The organism is Achromobacter sp. SIMBA_011 (genome assembly GCF_046535435.1).
Lineage (GTDB): Bacteria > Pseudomonadota > Gammaproteobacteria > Burkholderiales > Burkholderiaceae_B > Achromobacter > Achromobacter dolens.
This window is the reverse complement of record NZ_JAWRWN010000006.1, coordinates 196,693-214,390: the sequence shown is the minus strand read 5'-3', so window position 1 is coordinate 214,390 and position 17,698 is coordinate 196,693. Positions and strand designations below refer to the sequence as shown.

The following is a 17,698-nucleotide window of genomic DNA, read 5'->3' as shown; positions in this document are numbered from 1 at the left end:
AGCCTCGTTCGGGTCAGTGGGTGGATGCGGCGGCCTGGCGCGCCAGCGCGGCCTCGCGGATGGCGGTGAGCGTCTGGCCGGGGGCGATGCCGTCGGCGTCGTAGCGGATTTCCAGCAGCGCGGGCCGGCGTTCGCGCTCGGCGTACGCCAGCGCACGGTCGAGAGCCGCGGCGAAGTCCTCGGTGCGTTCGACCGCCTCGCCGTAGCCGCCATAGCCGCGCACGATCTGGGTGAAATCGGGATTGTCGAAATCCAGCGCGATCGGACGGCCCGGGAATTCGCGCTCCTGATGCGCGCGGATCGTGCCCCACATGCCGTTGTTGAACACCAGCACCACGATGCCCAGCCGGTACTGCTGGGCCACGCCCAGTTCCTGCAGGTTCATCTGGAAGCACCCGTCGCCGGCGTAGCAGACCACGGTCTTATCGGGGTGCTCCAGCTTGGCGGACACGGCCGCCGGCAGCCCGTAGCCCATCGACCCCACGGTCGGCGCCAGGCTGGTGCCCGGGCCGGTGAACTGGCGATAGCGATGCGGATACAGCGCGTAGTTACCCGCGCCCACCGTGACGCAGGCGTCCGGCGCCAGGCGCTGGTTGACCTGCGCGGCCACGGCATCCAGGCCCAGCGGGCCGGGTGACGGCAACGGTTCGAGCGAATCCAGGTATTCGGCGTGGGCCGCGCGCACCGCGGCGCCGCGCGGCGTGGCGTGGGCCGGTTGCAGCGTGGCCAGCGCCTGCGCGAAGCCGGCGACGCTGGCGACGATCGCCTGGGTCGGCGCGAAGACGCGGCCCAGCTCCTGGGGGTCCGGATAGACATGGATCAGCGCCTGGCGCGGCAAGGGACTCTCGACGAGTTGATAGCCCTCGGTGGTGGCTTCGCCCAGGCGCGTGCCGACCGCCAGGATCAGGTCGGCCATCTTGATGCGGGCGCGCAGCGCGTCGGTCATGCCCCAGCCCATCTGGCCGGCGGCGTTGGGATGGCGTTGGTCAAAGCACTCGAGCCGGCGCCAGGCGGTCGCCACGGGCAATTCGAAGCGTTCGGCGAAAGCGGCGACCTGCTGGATCGCGTCGGCGTTCCAGCCGCTGCCGCCCAGCACCATGACGGGCCGTTCAGCCTGGTCCAGCAGTTGGCGCATGCGGTCCAGGTCGGGTTTGCCAGGGCCGGCGGCGACGCGGTGGTAGCGCGGCATGTCGGCCACCGCCGCCGTGCCCCACAGCGTGTCTTCCGGCAGCGCCAGCACCACCGGGCCGGGGCGGCCGCTGGTGGCGGTGGCGTAGGCGCGCGCCACGAATTCCGGGATGCGGTCGGTGCGATCGATCTGCGCCACCCACTTGGCCATCTGGCCGAACATGCGGCGATAGTCGATCTCCTGGAAGGCTTCGCGTTCGTAGAAGTCGTTGCCGACCTGGCCGACGAACAGGATCATCGGCGTCGAATCCTGGAAAGCGGTATGCACGCCGATGCTGGCATTGGTGGCGCCCGGGCCACGGGTCACGAAGCACACGCCGGGCTCGCCGGTGAGCTTGCCGTAGGCCTCGGCCATGTAGGCAGCGCCGCTTTCCTGGCGGCATACCACCGGCTCGATGGCGCCGCGGTGCTCGTTCAGCGCATCGATGCAGGGCAGGTAGCTCTCGCCTGGAATCATGAAGATGCGGCGCGTGCCGTGGATGCGCAGTTGCTGCATCAGGATCTGTCCGCCGTTGCGCGGCAGGGGGGATACAACCGTCATGCAAACACTCCCGGGAGGGGCTGCCCGCGCCGGGCGCGGGTTTGGGTTTCGTGGCAGGGGGCGGACGGCGCCGCCGGCGGGTCGCGGTGCTGAGCCTAGATATCGGGCCGGATGCTCCCGTCGTCGTCGCCGAAGTCTTCCCGCAGACGGGCGAGGATGCCGATGAGGTGCGCATGCATGGCATGGCGCGCGCGGATCGGATCGCGCGCCAGGATGGCGGTCAGGATGCGCTGGTGCTCGGCGTGGGCAACGGCCCACACCTTGGTGTTGACGAAGTAGTCCTGCATGCGGCTGAACACCGGGCTGGCCAGGCTCAGGTTCCACAGGTGGGCCACCGATGCGGCCAGCGCCGCATTGCCGCAGGCGGCGGCGATGGCGCCGTGGAACTCGCGGTCATGCCAGCCCGGGGCATCCGTCAGCGACATGGCCTCATGGGCGCCGCGGATGGCGGCGAGCTGGGCGGCCGACCCCTGCTGCGCCGCCAGCGCCGCGCATTCGGGTTCGATCAGCATGCGCGCTTCCAGCAGGTCGAAGGGGCCGATGTCGTCCTGCTGCGCCGCGGCCTGGCCGGCCATGGCGGGCAGGGCTGCGCTTTCACGGGTGGCGGTGACGAACACGCCGGTGCCGACGCGCACCTCGACATAGCCTTCGATTTCCAAGGCGATCAGCGCCTCGCGGATAGAGGCGCGGCTGACCTGCAATTGCTCGGCCAGCTCGCGCTCCGACGGCAGCCGGCCCCCGCGCGGAAAATCGCCCGCGCGGATCCGTCCGGCGATCTGGTCGGCGATCATGCGATAGAGCCGGGTGACGGCAACGGCTTGGAAGGTGTTCATCGTGGTGATGCGGTACGAATGGTCTGGTGGTCAGGCCACCAATATAGGCATCGTGTCCTTGAAATAAAAGTAAAAATCGCTTTATTGAGGGAAAACGATCAGAGGGATTCCCCCTCTTCCTATCCGGTGGTCAGGCCAGTTAGGCGATGGGGTTCCGGCCCCGCGCTTTACAGTTTTCGAACAATTGCCGGACAAATCGTCAACGTCGTGACGTGGTCCGGATCCGATAATCCCTGCGTTCCGGAAACCGGGGCGAGGCGGCGGGGCTTTGCGGACGCCATGACGGGGAGTGTGGCGTGCGACGGAATGGCGAAGAGGCCTGGAAGCCGAATCCTTGGCGGGTCGGAATCGGCATGCTGGTGTTCGCGGGTGCCTGGCTTTGGCTGCTGGACCGGGCCGTGCTGGCCCCGCCAACGGACAACATCGAGCAACTCATCTGGGTGCGCAGCCTGGAGTGGGGTTACTACAAGCATCCGCCGCTGCCGACCTGGCTGTTGTGGCCGGTGGTGCAACTGCTGGGTGGGACCGCCTGGGCCACGTATGTCATGGGCGCGGCCTGTGCGCTGGGCGCGTTCGCGCTGATGTGGCGCCTGTTGCGCGACATGCGCGGCGAGGCCCATGCCGCCACCGCCGCGCTGGCGGGCCTGTGCGTCACCTTCTACAACGGCCGGCTGTACTTCTACAACCACGAGATCGTCCTGATCCCGCTGGTGGCCGGTTGTGCGCTGGCCTGCTGGAAGGCCTACACGACTCGCAAGATCGGCTGGTGGCTCGCGCTGGGCGCCTGCCTGGGGCTGGGCGCGCTGGCCAAGTACCAGATCGCGGTCGCCGGGCTGGCGGTGCTGGTGTTCTGGTGCATCCGCAAGGCGTGGCGCGATCCCATGCACGTATTCGGCCTGCAGGTGGCGGGCCTGACCGCTTTGGCGGTGTTCGCGCCGCATCTGATCTGGCTGATCCATCATGACTTCGAGCCGTTGAACTACGCCATGTCATCGTCGCTGGCGGCTGGCCTGCCGTGGCTCGCCCGAGGGCAGGAGGTCGCCAAGTGGTGGGGTGATCAACTGCTGAACCGGGCCCTGCCGGCCTGGCTGTTCCTGGGAGTGCTGTGGCTGGCGGGCAGCCGCGAGCGACGACGCCATGCCGCGCCGCCGGACGCCGTCGCGGGCGATCCGGGGCGCGCCCTGCTGCTGTCGTTCGGTTTGACCCCGCTGGTGTTTGTCAGCGTCATGGCCCTGATCTCGGGATCGCACATCCAGTTGCATTGGGGCACGCCGTTCCTGCTCTTCATTGTGCCGGCCGCGATGGAATGGGCGCGCCCGGCCTGGCGCGGGCCCTTCCGGCCGTACCGCGTGGCGCTGGTGTTCAGCGTCATCCAGTTGCTGCTGATGCTGCGGGTGGAACTGACGGCGCCCAATGGCGCGGGCCTGCTGCGGCGCCCGACGGATTGGCGCTACTTCGATGCGCAGGCGTTGGCGGACGCGCTGCATGACCGCGCCGTGAGCGCGCTGGGCGGGCCGGTCCGGGTCATTTCCGGTCCCTGGGAAGAATCGGGCGCGTTGTCGCTGCGGCTGCCCGAAAGGCCGCTGGTGCTGATCAACGGGCAACTGCGATTCAGTCCGTGGGTCGGCGCCCACCTGGTGGCTGACTGCGGCGCGCTGGAGTTGAGCAAGGCGCGGGTGTCGCCCGAGGGGTTCGAGCCGGTCGGGGGCGGGTTCCCCAATCTGCATTGGCGCGTCAAGCCGCCTGCCGCGGCTTGCGGCGCCGGCCCCGAGCGCTAGCCGCGGGGCGAGGTGGCGCGGAAAGGGTCAGGCGGAGGGGGCCTTACGCGCCGTCGCTGTCCGGTTCGGGCGTCTGCGTGAAGGCCCGCACCAGGCGCGCGATGCCTTCCAGTTCGTCGTGCGCGCCGAGCACCCATTCGGGTTGCTCGAAAGGGCTGTCCGACGGCGCGTTGTCCAGGTTCGTCTTCAGGTCGCCCAGCAGTTCCAGCGCCATGTCGGTGGCCTGGGGGCTGCCGCGGGTGGAGAGGGCGATGGCGATCGCCATCGCCTGCCGCAGGGCGAGCAGGCGGCCGTCAAGTTCGGTTTCCACGAGGATGTCCTTGTAATGAAGAATCCCGCCATTCTACGGGGCGGCGCGTTTGCGCAAGATCAAGGCGGGTGGGGCGGCACAGGCGAATAATTCGAGGTATGCAAGCCGCCCTACGCCCAGCCTTCGCCGATCCTGCGGCCGCCGCCGCCGAACCTTTCTTTCCGCCCCAGTTGCTGGCGCGCCTGGACAAGAACGGACCCCGCTACACCTCCTATCCCACGGCGGATCGCTACCGCGGCGATTTCGGCGTCGAGCAGTACCGCCAGGCCCTGCGCCAGCGCCGCGATTCCTGTACGACCGAGCCGCTGTCGCTCTACGTGCACATCCCGTTCTGCGACTCGGTCTGCTACTACTGTGCCTGTAACAAGGTCGTGACCCGCCATCACGACCGTGCCGCCCGCTACCTGGACGCGCTGGCGCGGGAAATCGCGCTGCACGTGGCCGAGCTGGGTCCCGGCGTGCCGGTATCGCAACTGCATTTCGGCGGGGGCACGCCCACCTTCCTGTCCGACGAAGAGCTCGATCGCCTGATGGCGGACCTGCGCGGCGCCTTCCGCTTCGAGCTCGATGCCGAAATCTCCATCGAGGTGGATCCCCGCACCGCCACGCCCCAGCGGCTGGAGCGGCTGCGCAAGCTGGGTTTCAACCGGCTCAGTTTCGGCGTGCAGGATTTCGATGCCAAGGTGCAGGTGGCGGTCCATCGCGTGCAGTCGTTCGAGGACGTGCGCGACCTGATGCACAGCGCCCGCACGCTGGGCTATGCCTCGGTCAACGTCGACCTGATCTATGGCCTGCCGCTGCAGACCACCGAATCGTTCGCCCGCACCATCGCGCAGGTCAGCGCGCTGCGGCCCGACCGCATCGCGCTCTACGCCTACGCCCACCTGCCCGAACGGTTCAAGCCGCAGCGCCGCATCAATCCGCTGGACCTGCCCGACCGCGCCACGCGCGTCGGCCTCTTGAGCGCCGCCATCGAAGGCTTCCTCAAGCAGGGCTACACCTACATCGGCATGGATCATTTCGCGCTCAACACCGACGCCTTGGCCATCGCCAAGCAGCGCGGCGAGCTGCACCGAAACTTCCAGGGCTACAGCACCCAGCCCGACCGCGACCTGGTCGCGTTGGGCGTATCGGCCATCGGCCGCATCGGCAACACCTACAGCCAGAACGCCAAGGACCTGGACGGCTATTACGCCGCGATCGAGTCCGGCCGCTTCGCCATCGAGCGGGGCCTGGCGCTCAGCGCCGACGACCTCGCGCGACGTGAAGTCATCATGGACATCATGTGCCAGGGGCGGGTGGATTTCGCCCGCGTCGAGGCGCGCCATGGCCTGCGGTTCGGCGACTACTTCGGGCCGGAGCTGTCACAGGTGGCCAACCTGGCCGAGCTCGGCCTGGTCAACCTGCGGGCCGGCGAACTGCGCGTGACCGGCCTGGGCTGGTACTTCGTCAGGGCCGTGGCCATGGCGTTCGACGGCTATCTGCGCACGGTCAGCACCAGCGCCAGCTATTCGCGCATCATCTGAGACGCCTGGCGCCTCGCCATGAAACGGTGGCCGACCTCGCGTCGGCCACGTTGCTACTCGGCGAACTTTTCCCGCAGGTACAGGGCCAGCGCCAGGTCGTCCGATAGCTGCAGCTTGCGCATCGCGCGGCGCTTATGGGTGCTGACGGTCTTCTTGCTGCGCTTCAGGCGCATCGCGATCTGCGTGACCGACATGCCCTGGCTGATGTGACGCAGCACTTCAACTTCCGACGTCGTCAGCAAGGCGTGCGGCGGCCGCGGCGACACTGGCCGGATCTTGCCTTCGTGCACCGACAGGAACGGGTTCTTCTTGCTGAGGACGCCGTGGATCATCTCGGGCAGCAGCAGCATGCCCCATTGCTTGGCCAGGTAGCCGTTGGCGCCCGCACGGAAGGCGGCGTACTGGGTTTCCTGGCGGTTGCCGGCCGAGAAAGTGATGATCGCCAGATTCGGATGGTAGCGCCGCAGCCGGCGCAGGTAGTTGACGCCGTCCCACGGTTCCTGCGGCAGGTAGAAGTCGATCAGGGCGATGTCGCATGGCGTGGTTGCCAGCTTGTCGAGCAGCCGGCGGGCGGAGGTTTCCTGGTGGATGACGCGGAAGCCGGGGCGGGCGTCGAGGTAGGCGCCCAGGCCCAGCGCCACGACGGGGTGGTCGTCCAGGATCGCCACCCGGATGACGGGGGGCGGGCGTGACAGCAGCAGGTGCTTGCGGGAATTGGGGCGGTCAACCGCATCGGGGGATCGCGGCTCGGACGAGACGGCGTTGTCCGGCGCTGAGGGAGTATTCATCTAGGCTCCACAGAATGGAAAGGCACACATCGGTGCGCAGAGGGGACGCCCAAGAGGCGGGGCCGCGCACACGCCGTAACCAGTCCGAAATTCGAGTGCGAAGCTTATGGTCTTACGGCGCCATACAGACGAAAACTAAGAGAGAATCAGACTAAGCGATGCAAGAGGTCGCGATGCGCGACGTTAAATCGGCCTCGCGAGGGCTTGCCCGCAAGGCATAAAATCGCAGCATTTCCGGGCCGGCCTGTTGCCAGCCCGTGGCGCAGGACTGGCGAGGCGGCGGACGGCGGATGCCCAGTAAAATTCTCGTGATCGGCAGGGACGGCCAGCTCGGCTTCGAGCTGCGGCGCAGCCTCGCTCCGCTGGGCGTGGTGACGGCGGTCGGGCGGACCGACTGCGACCTGACCTATCCCCTGCAGATCGCGCGCCTGGTGCGGCGCGCGAAGCCTGACGTCATCGTCAACGCGGCCGCCTATACCGCGGTCGAGCGCGCCGAGGAAGACGCGGTACGCGCCATGCGCGTGAACGCCGAGGCCGCGGGCGAACTGGCCGCGCTGGCGGCCGACCGCGGCGCCCTCATCGTCCACTATTCTTCCGACTACGTGTTCGACGGCGCCAAGGCGGGCGTCTACGACGAGCGGGACGAACCCGCGCCGTTGAACGTCTATGGCCGCAGCAAGCTTGCCGGCGAGCAGGCGGTGCGGGCGCTGAACCCGGCCCACCTGGTGTTGCGCACGTCGTGGGTCTACGGCGTGTACGGCAAGAGCTTCCTGAAGACCATGCTGATGGCGCTGCGCCAGCCGGAAGCGCTGCGCGTCGTGAGCGACCAGCGCGGCGCGCCCACCGGCGCCGCGTACATCGCGGATGCCACCGCGCAGGTCGTGGCGCGCTATCTGGCGCGGCCGGCCGGGGGAGAGTTTCCCTTCGGCCTGTACCACATGGCGGCCACCGGCGACGCCAGTTGGCACGAATACGCCTGTTTCATCGCGCAGCAGGCCCGGCGCGCCGGTCTGGCGGTGACGCTGACGCCGGGCGATATCCAGGCGGTGTCGTCCGACCAATATCCCACCTCGGCGCGTCGGCCCCTGAATTCCCGGTTGGACTGCCGCCTGCTGGAGCGCACCTTCGGGCTGCGCGCGCCGCACTGGGAAGAGGGCGTGCTGCATGCGCTGGCCGCCATCGCCGACAGCCGCAACCTGGCCTGAGGGGTTCGGTTGCTCCCTCCTGCGCTCGCCGACGGGCCATGTTCGCGCCATCAGCCGCCCCTTTTGTCGCGCAAATGTCACGAAATAGGCCCAAAGGGTGCTACAATCGGCAACGATAAGCACGCCATTTATCCCGGCGCTGCGCACCGCAAGTCAATCCCGAAGGCCCGAGCACCATGTTTTTCCCGCTGGCACGAACTACGACCCGGAACTTTCGCCCTATGTCGCGTTAGTTTTTCGTGCGTCGGGTTTCACCGTGTCAGGTCAGCGGTAAGACTCAGCAAGACAACCAAATGAACGCGGCTACCAGCCGCGTTTGTCGTTTCTGAATTTCGTATTTTTCCCAAGAACCCCAGGAAGCACTCCCGATGGTACAGATCACATTGCCCGATGGTTCGCAGCGCCAATACCCGGGACCGGTCACGGTCGCCGAAGTGGCGCAATCGATCGGCGCGGGATTGGCCAAAGCCGCCTTGGGCGGCCGCGTGACCTTTGAAGGCGCCGATTCCACGCTGGTCGACACCAGCTACCGCATCGAGGGCGACGCCCGCCTGGCCATCGTGACTGCCAAGGACGCCGACGGCCTGGACATGATCCGCCATTCCACGGCCCACTTGCTGGCCTACGCCGTCAAGGAGCTGTTCCCGGACGCGCAGGTCACCATCGGCCCCGTGATCGACAACGGCTTCTACTACGACTTCTCGTACAAGCGCCCGTTCACGCCCGAAGACCTGACGGCCATCGAGAAGAAGATGGCCGAGCTGGCCAAGAAGGACGAAGTCGTGACGCGCGAAGTCTGGTCGCGCGACGACGCCGTCGAGTTCTTCAAGGGCATCGGCGAAAAGTACAAGGCCGAGATCATCGCCTCGATCCCGTCGAACGAGCCGCTCAGCCTGTATCGCGAAGGCGACTTCATCGACCTGTGCCGCGGCCCGCACGTGCCCTCCACCGGCAAGCTCAAGGTCTTCAAGCTGATGAAGGTGGCCGGCGCCTACTGGCGCGGCGACAGCAAGAACGAGATGCTCCAGCGCATCTACGGCACGGCCTGGGCCACCAAGGAAGAACAGGAAGCCTACCTGCACATGCTGGAAGAGGCCGAGCGCCGCGATCACCGCAAGATCGGCCGCGAACTCGACCTGTTCCACTTCCAGGACGAAGCGCCGGGTCTGATTTTCTGGCACCCCAAGGGCTGGGCCCTGTGGCAGCAGGTGGAGCAGTACATGCGCTCCGTCTACCGCGACAACGGCTACCAGGAAGTGAAGGCGCCGCAGATCCTCGACATCTCGCTCTGGAAGAAGACGGGCCACTGGGACAACTACCGTGAAAACATGTTCACGACGGAGTCCGAGAACCGCGTCTATGGCCTCAAGCCCATGAACTGCCCGGGCCACGTGCAGATCTTCAACGCCGGCCTGCACTCGTACCGCGAGCTGCCGTTGCGCTACGGCGAATTCGGCCAGTGCCACCGCAACGAGCCGTCCGGCTCGCTGCACGGCATGATGCGCGTGCGCGGCTTCACGCAGGACGACGGCCACATCTTCTGTACCGAAGACCAGCTCCAGGACGAATGCGCCGATTTCACGGCCCTGCTGCAGAAGGTCTACCGCGACTTCGGCTTCACCGAAGTGCTGTACAAGGTCGCCACGCGTCCGGAAAAGCGCATCGGCTCGGACGAGGTCTGGGACACGGCCGAACAGGCCCTGATGGAAAGCCTGCGCCGCACCGGCTGCGAATTCGAGATCTCCCCGGGAGAGGGCGCGTTCTATGGCCCGAAGGTCGAATACACGCTGAAGGACGCCATCGGCCGCCACTGGCAGTGCGGCACGATCCAGGTCGACTTCTCCATGCCCGTGCGCCTGGGCGCCGAGTACGTGGACCAGAACGACCAGCGCCGTCCGCCCGTGATGCTGCACCGCGCCATCCTCGGTTCGCTCGAGCGTTTCATCGGCATGCTGATCGAAAACCACGCCGGCGCGATGCCGCCCTGGCTGGCGCCGGTGCAGGCCGTGGTGTGCTGCATTTCCGAACCTTCGGCCGATTATGCGGCTGAAATCACGCAAAGCCTGAAAAAACAAGGCTTTAGAGTAGAGTCCGATTTGCGCGGTGAAAAAATCACTCGTAAAATTCGGGAGCACAGCCTGCAGAAGGTGCCGTACATCCTCGTCGTCGGCGACAAGGAGAAGCAAAACGGTACCGTCGCCGTACGCGGATTGGGCGGTCTGGACCTCGGCGCCATCGCGTTCGACGACTTCGTCGCCCGCCTGTCCGAAGACGTATCCACCCGCCGCGACGTCAATCAACCCGATGGCAGCGCTGCTTAACATTTCTAGGAGCTTTCAACATCGCCACTGAAAAAGCCAATCGCATCAACGGTGAAATCCGCGTCCCCGAGGTGCGCCTGATAGGTCTGGACGGAGAACAGCTGGGCATCGTCAAGATTGCCGACGCGTTCCGTCTTTCCGAGCAAAACGACGTGGATCTGGTGGAAATCGCGCCGAACGCCGAGCCGCCGGTCTGCCGTTTGATGGACTACGGTAAGTTCAAGTACCAAGAGCAGAAGCGTCAGGCCGAAGCTCGTTCGAAGCAGAAGGTCATCCAGGTCAAGGAAGTCAAATTCCGTCCGGCCACCGACGAGGGCGACTACCAGGTCAAGCTGCGCAACCTGCGCCGCTTCCTCGAGGAAGGCGACAAGGCCAAGGTGACGCTGCGGTTCCGTGGCCGTGAAATGGCTCACCAGGAACTGGGCATGCGGGTACTTGAGCGTGTGCGCGACGATCTGCTGGAATTGGCCCAGGTCGAAGCCATGCCGAAGCTCGAAGGCCGTCAGATGGTCATGGTGCTGGCGCCCAAGAAGAAGGCTGCCCCCGCGGGCAAGCCGGAATCGGCGGCATAAGGCTCCTGCCGGCCTTCCCGTCCGGGAAGGCCTGGCCGCTCTTGCCCCGCGACCCGCCGTCCAGCCCATGTTCGGCGGGTTCGCTTATTGGGCGGCTCTGCGCTACGATGTCATAGATAGCCGCCTTCCCGAAAGGGAAGGCGGCGTACGTTCGGGGTGTCGCGATGCATGTTTTGTTCGTTTTGGATCCCTTGCCGCTCTTGAAGGCGTACAAGGACAGTTCTGTCGCCATGATGCGTGCCCTGGTGGCGCGCGGCCATACGCTCAGCGTGGCCATGCAGGGCGACCTGTACATCGAGGCCGGCACGGTCAAGGCCGTCACCACGCCCATCGAGCTGGTGGCAGACGCCGACCTGCACGGCCATGACTGGTGGCGCGAATCGGCGCCCCAGGATCTGCCGCTGGCCGATTTCGGCGCGGTGGTGATGCGCAAAGACCCGCCTTTCGACATGGAATACGTGTATTCCACCCATCTGCTCGAATACGCCCAGGCGCAAGGCGCCAAGGTGTTCAACAGCGGCGCGGCGATCCGCAACCATCCCGAGAAGCTGGCCATCACCGAGATCAGCGAGTTCACCGCGCCGACGCTGGTGACGCGCAACATGGCGCGCCTGAAGGCTTTCCACGACACGCACCACGACGTCATCGTCAAGCCGCTGGACGGCATGGGCGGCACCGGGGTGTTCCGCCTGCAGCCCAAGGACCCCAACCTCAACGCCATCCTGGAAACGCTGACCGACAACGGCGCGCGCACCATCATGGCGCAGCGTTACATTCCCGAGATCGTCAAGGGCGACAAGCGCATCCTGCTGATCGGCGGCGAACCGGTGCCGTATTCGCTGGCGCGCATCCCGCTGGCCGGCGAGACCCGCGGCAACCTGGCCGCTGGCGGCCGGGGCGTGGCGCAGCCGCTGTCGCCGCGCGACCGCGAGATCGCCGAGGCCGTCGCGCCCAAGCTGGCCGCGCGCGGCCTGCTGCTGGTCGGCCTGGACGTCATCGGTGACTACGTCACCGAGGTCAATGTCACCAGCCCCACCTGTTTCGTGGAAATCGCCGAACAGACCGGTTTCGACGTCGCGGGCATGTTCGTCCAGGCGCTCGAAAAAGCGGTGGCGGCCGGCGCCTCGGTTCCGGCCGCGGCCTGACCTTCCTGGAACCTGTCATGACCACGGGTATTGTCATTGTCGTGCACGCGCCCCTGGGCGCGGCCATGCGCGAATGCGCCAGCCACGTCATGGGCAACCTCGACGGCATGTTGGCGATCCACGACATCCAGCCCGAGGACCGGCCGGACGACCTGGCGCCGGCGGTGCTCAAGGACATCCTCGAGCAGGATCACGGCGCTGGCGTGCTGGTGCTGACCGACCTGATCGGCGCGACGCCCGCCAATATCTCGAAGCGGGCGGTGGCCGACGCCCAGGCACAGGGTATCCAGTGCTGTGTGCTGGCGGGCCTGAATACCCCCATGTTGCTGCGCGCGCTGACCTACCGGAATCTCTCACTGGCCGAGACCCGTGAGAAGGCGCTGGCGGGCGGGGTGCAAGGGGTCTTGCGGGTAGACTGACGGGCAGGAACTTGTCCTATTATTTCGGCTAATATTTCAAGCCGAAGAGCGCTTGGACAATTTGCTGCAATCACCAACTGCGGTGTGATGCCGCGGTCACCATAAATCCTATGCCTAATACAGACATTGTCATCAGCAATAAACTGGGTTTGCATGCGCGGGCGGCCGCCAAACTGACGCAACTGGCCAGCAAGTTTTCCAGCGAGATCTTCATCTCGCGCGGCGCGCAGCGCGTGAATGCCAAGAGCATCATGGGGGTCATGATGCTGGCCGCCGGCCTGGGCGTGACGGTCAAGCTGGAGGCCTCGGGCAGCGATGCCGAGCAGGCGCTCTCCGAAATTGAAACTCTGTTCGATAGCAAATTCGGTGAACAGGAATAGCGGCGCTTCCGAATCCGCCGGCCCTGACAATGTCGGGGCCGGCATGTCCGCGGCCGGCGCCGCGGTCGACAAGCACGACGGGGCTGGCTCTGCCAGCCCCGTTATTTGTTTGTACGGCAAAGGCGTGGCCCGCGGTTACGCCATCGGCCGCGCGGTGGTCATGGGCGCGGCGGCGCTGGAAGTGGCGCACTACCGCATCGCGCCCGAGGACGTGCCGGCCGAGAGCAGCCGCCTGACCGAGGCGCTGGCCTCGGCCCAGCAGGAATTGCGGCAACTGGCCGACACCCTGCCGGCCGATGCGCCGCGCGAGCTGGGCGCGATGCTCAATGTGCACAGCCTGTTGCTGGGCGATCCGCTGCTGGCCGAGCAGACTTTGGCGCTGATCGCCGAGCGGCACTACAACGCCGAATGGGCGCTGACCACGCAGGGCCAGATCCTGGGCCAGCAGTTCGACGCGATGGAAGACGAATACCTGCGCGAACGCGGCGCGGACGTGCGCCAGGTGATCGAGCGGGTGCTGCACGTGCTGTCCGGCACCTCGGCCATCCTGCCGGACATGTCGCACATGGGCGGCGACGAGGCGCTGGTGGTGGTGGCGCACGACATCTCGCCGGCCGACATGTTGCGCCTGCGCGGCGGGCGCTTCGCCGCTTTCGTCACCGACCTGGGCGGGCCGACCTCGCACACCGCCATCGTGGCGCGCAGCATGGGCGTGCCGGCCGTGGTGGCCATGGGCAACGTGCGCGAGCTGGTGCGGGACGGCGACATGCTGATCATCGACGGCGCCGCCGGCGCCGTGGTGGTCAATCCGTCGGAGCGCATCCTGCAGGAATACCGCCGCCGCCAGGCCGCCTACGCCGACGAGCGCGCCGAACTCAGCTTGCTGCGCGATGAGCCGTCCGTCACCCTCGATGGCATCGATATCGTGTTGCACGCCAACATCGAGCTGCCGGAAGAGGCCGCGCTGGCGTTGGCTGCCGGAGCGCACGGCATCGGCCTGTTCCGCAGCGAATTCCTGTTCATGGGGCGTCCGGATCTGCCGGGCGAGGAAGAGCAGTACGAGGCTTACTCGTCCGTCGTGAAGGTCATGGCCGGCCGTCCCGTTACCATCCGCACACTCGACATCGGCTCGGACAAGACGCTGGACGGCGAGGCCACGGTGGCCACCAATCCGGCGCTGGGGCAGCGCGCGATCCGCTACTGCCTGGCGCGGCCCGAGATGTTCGCGACGCAGTTGCGCGCCATTCTGCGGGCCTCGGCCCACGGGCCGGTGCGCCTGCTGATCCCGATGATCGCCCACATGCACGAGGTGGTGGCGACGCGGGCCGCCATCGAATCGGCGCGGCGCGAGCTGGATGCGCGCGGCCAGCCCTACGCGGCGCACATGGAAGTGGGCGCCATGGTCGAGGTGCCGGCCATCGCCATCGCCATCGAACCCTTCGCGCAGGCGCTGGATTTCCTGTCGATCGGCACCAACGACCTGATCCAGTACACGCTGGCCATCGACCGCGGCGATCACGACGTGGCGTCGCTCTACGATCCGCTGCATCCGGCGGTGCTGCGGCTGGTGGCCCACACCATCAATGCCGGCGAGCGAGCCGGCAAGCCGGTTGCGGTATGCGGCGAAATGGCTGGCGATTCGCGCATGACGCGGTTGCTGCTGGGGCTCGGCCTGACCGAGTTTTCCATGCATCCGCAGCAACTGCTGGACGTGAAGCGGGAGGTCCGGCGGGCGCATACCAACGCGCTGCGCGTGAAGGTGGCCAGCGCCTTGAACCGGGCCTTGCCGGTGGATCTGGATACGCTCGATCCGGCCTGAGGGCCATTGGTGCCGGGGCGTGGCTCCGACGAACGGAAAGCCCGGCGCATGCGCCGGGTTTTTTTTGCGTCGGCGGGCCCGGCCCTCCAAACAGGATCGCCCTGACGAAAAAAAGCCCCCTGCGAAGAGGGGGCTTTCCATGGTCCCGCCCGGCAGCGGGCGGGGGAGACGATCAGCTGTGGTAGGCCGATTCGCCGTGGCTGGTGACGTCCAGCCCTTCGCGTTCCTGGTCTTCCGGCACGCGCAGGCCGCACAGGGCGTTGGCGATCTTGTAGGCGATCCAGGCGACCACGCCGGACCAGACGATGGTCAGCAGCACGCCTTCGAGCTGCACCCACAGTTGGCCCAGGATCATGCCGGGTTCCGCCAGGCCGGGGCCGCCCAGGACCTGGGCGTTGAAGATGCCGGTCAGCAGGGCGCCGACGATGCCGCCCACGCCGTGCACGCCGAACACATCGAGCGCGTCATCGGCGCGCAGCAGGCGCTTCAGGCCATTGACGCCCCAGACGCAGACGATGCCGGCGATCACGCCGATGATCAGCGCGCCCACCGGCCCGACCAGGCCGGCCGCCGGGGTGATGCCCACCAGGCCGGCGATGGCGCCGGAGGCGGCACCCAGCATCGAGGGCTTGCCCTTGATGGCCCATTCGGTGAACAGCCAGGCCAGCACGGCGCCGGCGGTGGCGATCATGGTGTTGAAGAAGGCCAGGGTGGCGTTCTCGTTGGCGGCCAGGGCGGAACCGGCATTGAAGCCGAACCAGCCTACCCACAGCAGGGCGGCGCCGACGAACGTCATCGGCAGGTTGTGCGGCTGCATGGCTTCACGGCCATAACCGACGCGCTTGCCGACCACATAGGCGCCCACCAGGCCGGCCACGCCAGCGTTGATGTGCACCACGGTGCCGCCGGCGAAGTCCAGCGCGCCCTTGGCGTTGAGCAGGCCCGGGGCCGTTTCGGACGCGAACCAGACCATGTGCGCGATGGGAATATAGGCGAAGGTGAACCAGATCACCGTGAACACCAGCACCGCCGAAAAGCGGGCGCGTTCGGCGAAGCTGCCGACGATCAGCGCGCAGGTGATGCCGGCGAACGTGGCCTGGAACGAGGCGAACAGCAGTTCGGTCAGCGAGTTCGACATGGCGTACTTGCCGTCCGCCGGGTTGAACATGCCCGAGAAGAAGGCGCGCGAGAGGCCGCCGAAGAACGCATTGCCTTCGGTGAAGGCAAGGGAATAACCGTAGATGAACCAGAGGACCAGGCCCAGCACGAACGTGCACAACACTTGCAGCAGTACCGACAGCACGTTCTTGCTGCGTACCAGGCCGCCATAGAACATCGCCAGACCGGGTACGGCCATCATCAATACGAGGAGGGTAGAGACGAGCAACCAGGAGATATCTGCTTTATCCATTTTCAGGCTCCAATGAGTCTTTCTTATTTGTCTACAGCGCAGCTTCGCCGGCTTCGCCCGTGCGGATACGGATCACTTGTTCAAGGGGGGCGGCGAAGATCTTGCCGTCGCCGATCTTGCCGGTGCGGGCGGCTTGTTCGATGGCTTCGATGACCTGGTCGACCAGATGGTCGGGCACGGCGGCCTCGACACGCAGTTTGGGCAGGAAGTCGACGGCGTATTCCGCGCCGCGATACAGCTCGGTGTGGCCCTTCTGGCGCCCGAACCCTTTCACTTCGGTAACGGTGAGGCCCTGGACGCCGATTCCGGATAGAGCCACCCGCACTTCGTCGAGCTTGAAGGGCTTGATGATGGCGATGATGAGTTTCATGGCATTTCCTCTCATGGTTGCACGTTGGCATCGTCAATCAAGCAAATTCCATGCCATGCGGTCCGGTGCCCGGAAAGCGGAAAGGCAGGCGCATTTGTTGTGCCTGATTGCACCAATATAGTGCTTCATGCACTCGACATCAGCCTCAAGTTGGTGCACGGCCGGGCAAAGTGAGGAATGCAACGGAATATGTTTTGCCGCCGCCATTTGTTGCGAGTTGATGCCGGCGCGGTAGTCCTTTGTCGCGTTTGCCGGATGCGTGGCAACCGTGGCCGCGGTCTGCCCCGACAGGCCGCTGAACGTTGCTGGCCGGGCTTCGGGCGGCGCATGGCGCAGATGTCAGGCGTTTGAAAGCGGTTCGGACGCACCGTCAAAACGGGGGCGGGGCGTGATACGAGGGTTTACACGCATAAGCTTGTTGCCAAAGGTAGGCTGAAGAAGAATCAAGTCCAGCTCATGGCGGTATCTGGGCCTGATCGGCCGCGGCAAAAGACACCGGCGTCGCGGCTCTCTGAACAAAGACGAAAAGCAAGAAAGGAAAGAGGAATGATGACGATCCGACGCAAGACCTTTGCCGTGTTGGCGCTGACCGCCGCGCTGGCCGCCCTGGCCGGCTGCAACAAGAGCGATGAAAAGGCCGCGCCGCCCGCGGCATCGACCACGCCGGCGCCGTCGTCCACGACGCCGGGCACGCCGCCCGCGGCCGCCACGCCGCCGGCCTCCACGCCCGCGCCGTCCAGTTCGGCCCCGGCCGCCAGTTCCACCGCCGGCCTGCCCGCCGAATGCGACGCCTACCTGACCAAAGTCAGCGCGTGCATGGACAAGCTGGGCGCGTCCAACCCCGCGGCGGCCAGCTTCAAGCAGCAGCTCGACGCGGCCAAGACGCAGTGGGCCACGATCAGCGACAAGACGCAGTTGGCGTCCCAGTGCAAGCAATCGGCCGACCTGTTCGCGCAGTCGGCCAAGCAGATGGGCTGCGAGTAACGATGTTGGTAGGGGGCTGCCCCCAAGGCGGCCCGGTTTTCTCCTGTGCTTTGATGGGCGGTCACCGCATGCGGCCCGCCCTTTTTTTTGCCCGCTGCCCGACTTGTG

16 protein-coding genes are annotated in these 17,698 nt (G+C 66.5%); 10 read left to right on the top strand and 6 right to left on the bottom strand.

Annotated elements, in window-relative coordinates:
- Window positions 1–13 precede the first annotated feature (13 nt).
- Together SB816_RS20960 and SB816_RS20955 are read right to left on the bottom strand one after the other, a co-directional pair.
- On the bottom strand, window positions 14–1,729 hold the full coding sequence (locus tag SB816_RS20960; protein ID WP_410547472.1) for a thiamine pyrophosphate-binding protein: 1,716 nt from the start codon (window positions 1,727–1,729) through the stop codon (window positions 14–16).
- Between the two features lie 95 nt (window positions 1,730–1,824).
- Complete coding sequence (locus SB816_RS20955; protein ID WP_175167670.1) at window positions 1,825–2,562, bottom strand: FadR/GntR family transcriptional regulator; 738 nt, start codon at window positions 2,560–2,562, stop codon at window positions 1,825–1,827.
- 353 nt (window positions 2,563–2,915) lie between these two features.
- On the opposite strand from SB816_RS20955, the gene SB816_RS20950 reads away from it, so the two are divergent.
- Window positions 2,916–4,340: a glycosyltransferase family 39 protein gene (locus SB816_RS20950; RefSeq protein ID WP_054503864.1), complete on the top strand. Its 1,425-nt coding sequence runs from the start codon at window positions 2,916–2,918 to the stop codon at window positions 4,338–4,340.
- A 43-nt stretch (window positions 4,341–4,383) separates the two neighbouring features.
- On the opposite strand, the gene SB816_RS20945 is transcribed toward SB816_RS20950, so the two are convergent.
- Window positions 4,384–4,650, bottom strand: coding sequence for a hypothetical protein (locus SB816_RS20945; protein ID WP_054503863.1), 267 nt, complete (start codon window positions 4,648–4,650; stop codon window positions 4,384–4,386).
- A 98-nt stretch (window positions 4,651–4,748) separates the two neighbouring features.
- Here SB816_RS20945 and hemN point away from each other — a divergent pair, with 98 nt between their 5' ends.
- The gene (gene hemN / locus SB816_RS20940) at window positions 4,749–6,176 is read left to right on the top strand and encodes an oxygen-independent coproporphyrinogen III oxidase (RefSeq protein WP_175189103.1); all 1,428 of its coding nucleotides are present in this window, start codon (window positions 4,749–4,751) and stop codon (window positions 6,174–6,176) included.
- 53 nt (window positions 6,177–6,229) lie between these two features.
- Here hemN and SB816_RS20935 read toward each other — a convergent pair whose 3' ends face one another.
- Window positions 6,230–6,964 (bottom strand): response regulator, encoded by a 735-nt coding sequence (locus SB816_RS20935; RefSeq protein WP_054503862.1) that lies wholly within the window; start codon window positions 6,962–6,964, stop codon window positions 6,230–6,232.
- 290 nt (window positions 6,965–7,254) lie between these two features.
- Between SB816_RS20935 and rfbD the strand changes: the two genes are divergently transcribed.
- The 7 genes from rfbD to ptsP all read left to right on the top strand — a co-directional run bounded on the left by rfbD (window position 7,255) and on the right by ptsP (window position 14,825).
- Window positions 7,255–8,169 (top strand): dTDP-4-dehydrorhamnose reductase, encoded by a 915-nt coding sequence (rfbD, locus tag SB816_RS20930; protein WP_410547471.1) that lies wholly within the window; start codon window positions 7,255–7,257, stop codon window positions 8,167–8,169.
- A gap of 368 nt (window positions 8,170–8,537) precedes the next feature.
- Window positions 8,538–10,490, top strand: coding sequence for a threonine--tRNA ligase (gene thrS, locus SB816_RS20925; protein WP_410547470.1), 1,953 nt, complete (start codon window positions 8,538–8,540; stop codon window positions 10,488–10,490).
- 20 nt (window positions 10,491–10,510) lie between these two features.
- Window positions 10,511–11,062, top strand: a complete 552-nt coding sequence (infC, locus tag SB816_RS20920) for a translation initiation factor IF-3 (RefSeq protein ID WP_076410237.1) — start codon at window positions 10,511–10,513, stop codon at window positions 11,060–11,062.
- A gap of 164 nt (window positions 11,063–11,226) precedes the next feature.
- Window positions 11,227–12,207: a glutathione synthase gene (gene gshB, locus SB816_RS20915; RefSeq protein WP_372415310.1), complete on the top strand. Its 981-nt coding sequence runs from the start codon at window positions 11,227–11,229 to the stop codon at window positions 12,205–12,207.
- Window positions 12,208–12,224: 17 nt separating this feature from the next.
- A complete protein-coding gene (locus SB816_RS20910) occupies window positions 12,225–12,626 on the top strand; it encodes a PTS sugar transporter subunit IIA (protein WP_064526963.1) in 402 nt (133 codons plus the stop codon).
- Window positions 12,627–12,736: 110 nt separating this feature from the next.
- Window positions 12,737–13,006, top strand: coding sequence for an HPr family phosphocarrier protein (locus SB816_RS20905; RefSeq protein ID WP_006387993.1), 270 nt, complete (start codon window positions 12,737–12,739; stop codon window positions 13,004–13,006).
- Window positions 13,007–13,049: 43 nt separating this feature from the next.
- On the top strand, window positions 13,050–14,825 hold the full coding sequence (ptsP, locus tag SB816_RS20900) for a phosphoenolpyruvate--protein phosphotransferase (RefSeq protein ID WP_269201790.1): 1,776 nt from the start codon (window positions 13,050–13,052) through the stop codon (window positions 14,823–14,825).
- Between the two features lie 172 nt (window positions 14,826–14,997).
- Here the strand turns inward: ptsP and amt are convergent, their stop codons facing one another.
- Both amt and SB816_RS20890 read right to left on the bottom strand, forming a co-directional pair.
- Window positions 14,998–16,236 (bottom strand): ammonium transporter, encoded by a 1,239-nt coding sequence (gene amt, locus SB816_RS20895; RefSeq protein WP_054503856.1) that lies wholly within the window; start codon window positions 16,234–16,236, stop codon window positions 14,998–15,000.
- Window positions 16,237–16,267: 31 nt separating this feature from the next.
- Window positions 16,268–16,606 carry a P-II family nitrogen regulator gene (locus SB816_RS20890; RefSeq protein ID WP_006218735.1) on the bottom strand — a complete coding sequence of 113 codons (339 nt, stop codon included), beginning with the start codon at window positions 16,604–16,606 and terminating at the stop codon, window positions 16,268–16,270.
- A gap of 546 nt (window positions 16,607–17,152) precedes the next feature.
- Here SB816_RS20890 and SB816_RS20885 point away from each other — a divergent pair.
- Window positions 17,153–17,590 carry a DUF5339 family protein gene (locus SB816_RS20885; RefSeq protein ID WP_410547469.1) on the top strand — a complete coding sequence of 146 codons (438 nt, stop codon included), beginning with the start codon at window positions 17,153–17,155 and terminating at the stop codon, window positions 17,588–17,590.
- The last annotated feature ends 108 nt before the right edge of the window (window positions 17,591–17,698 follow it).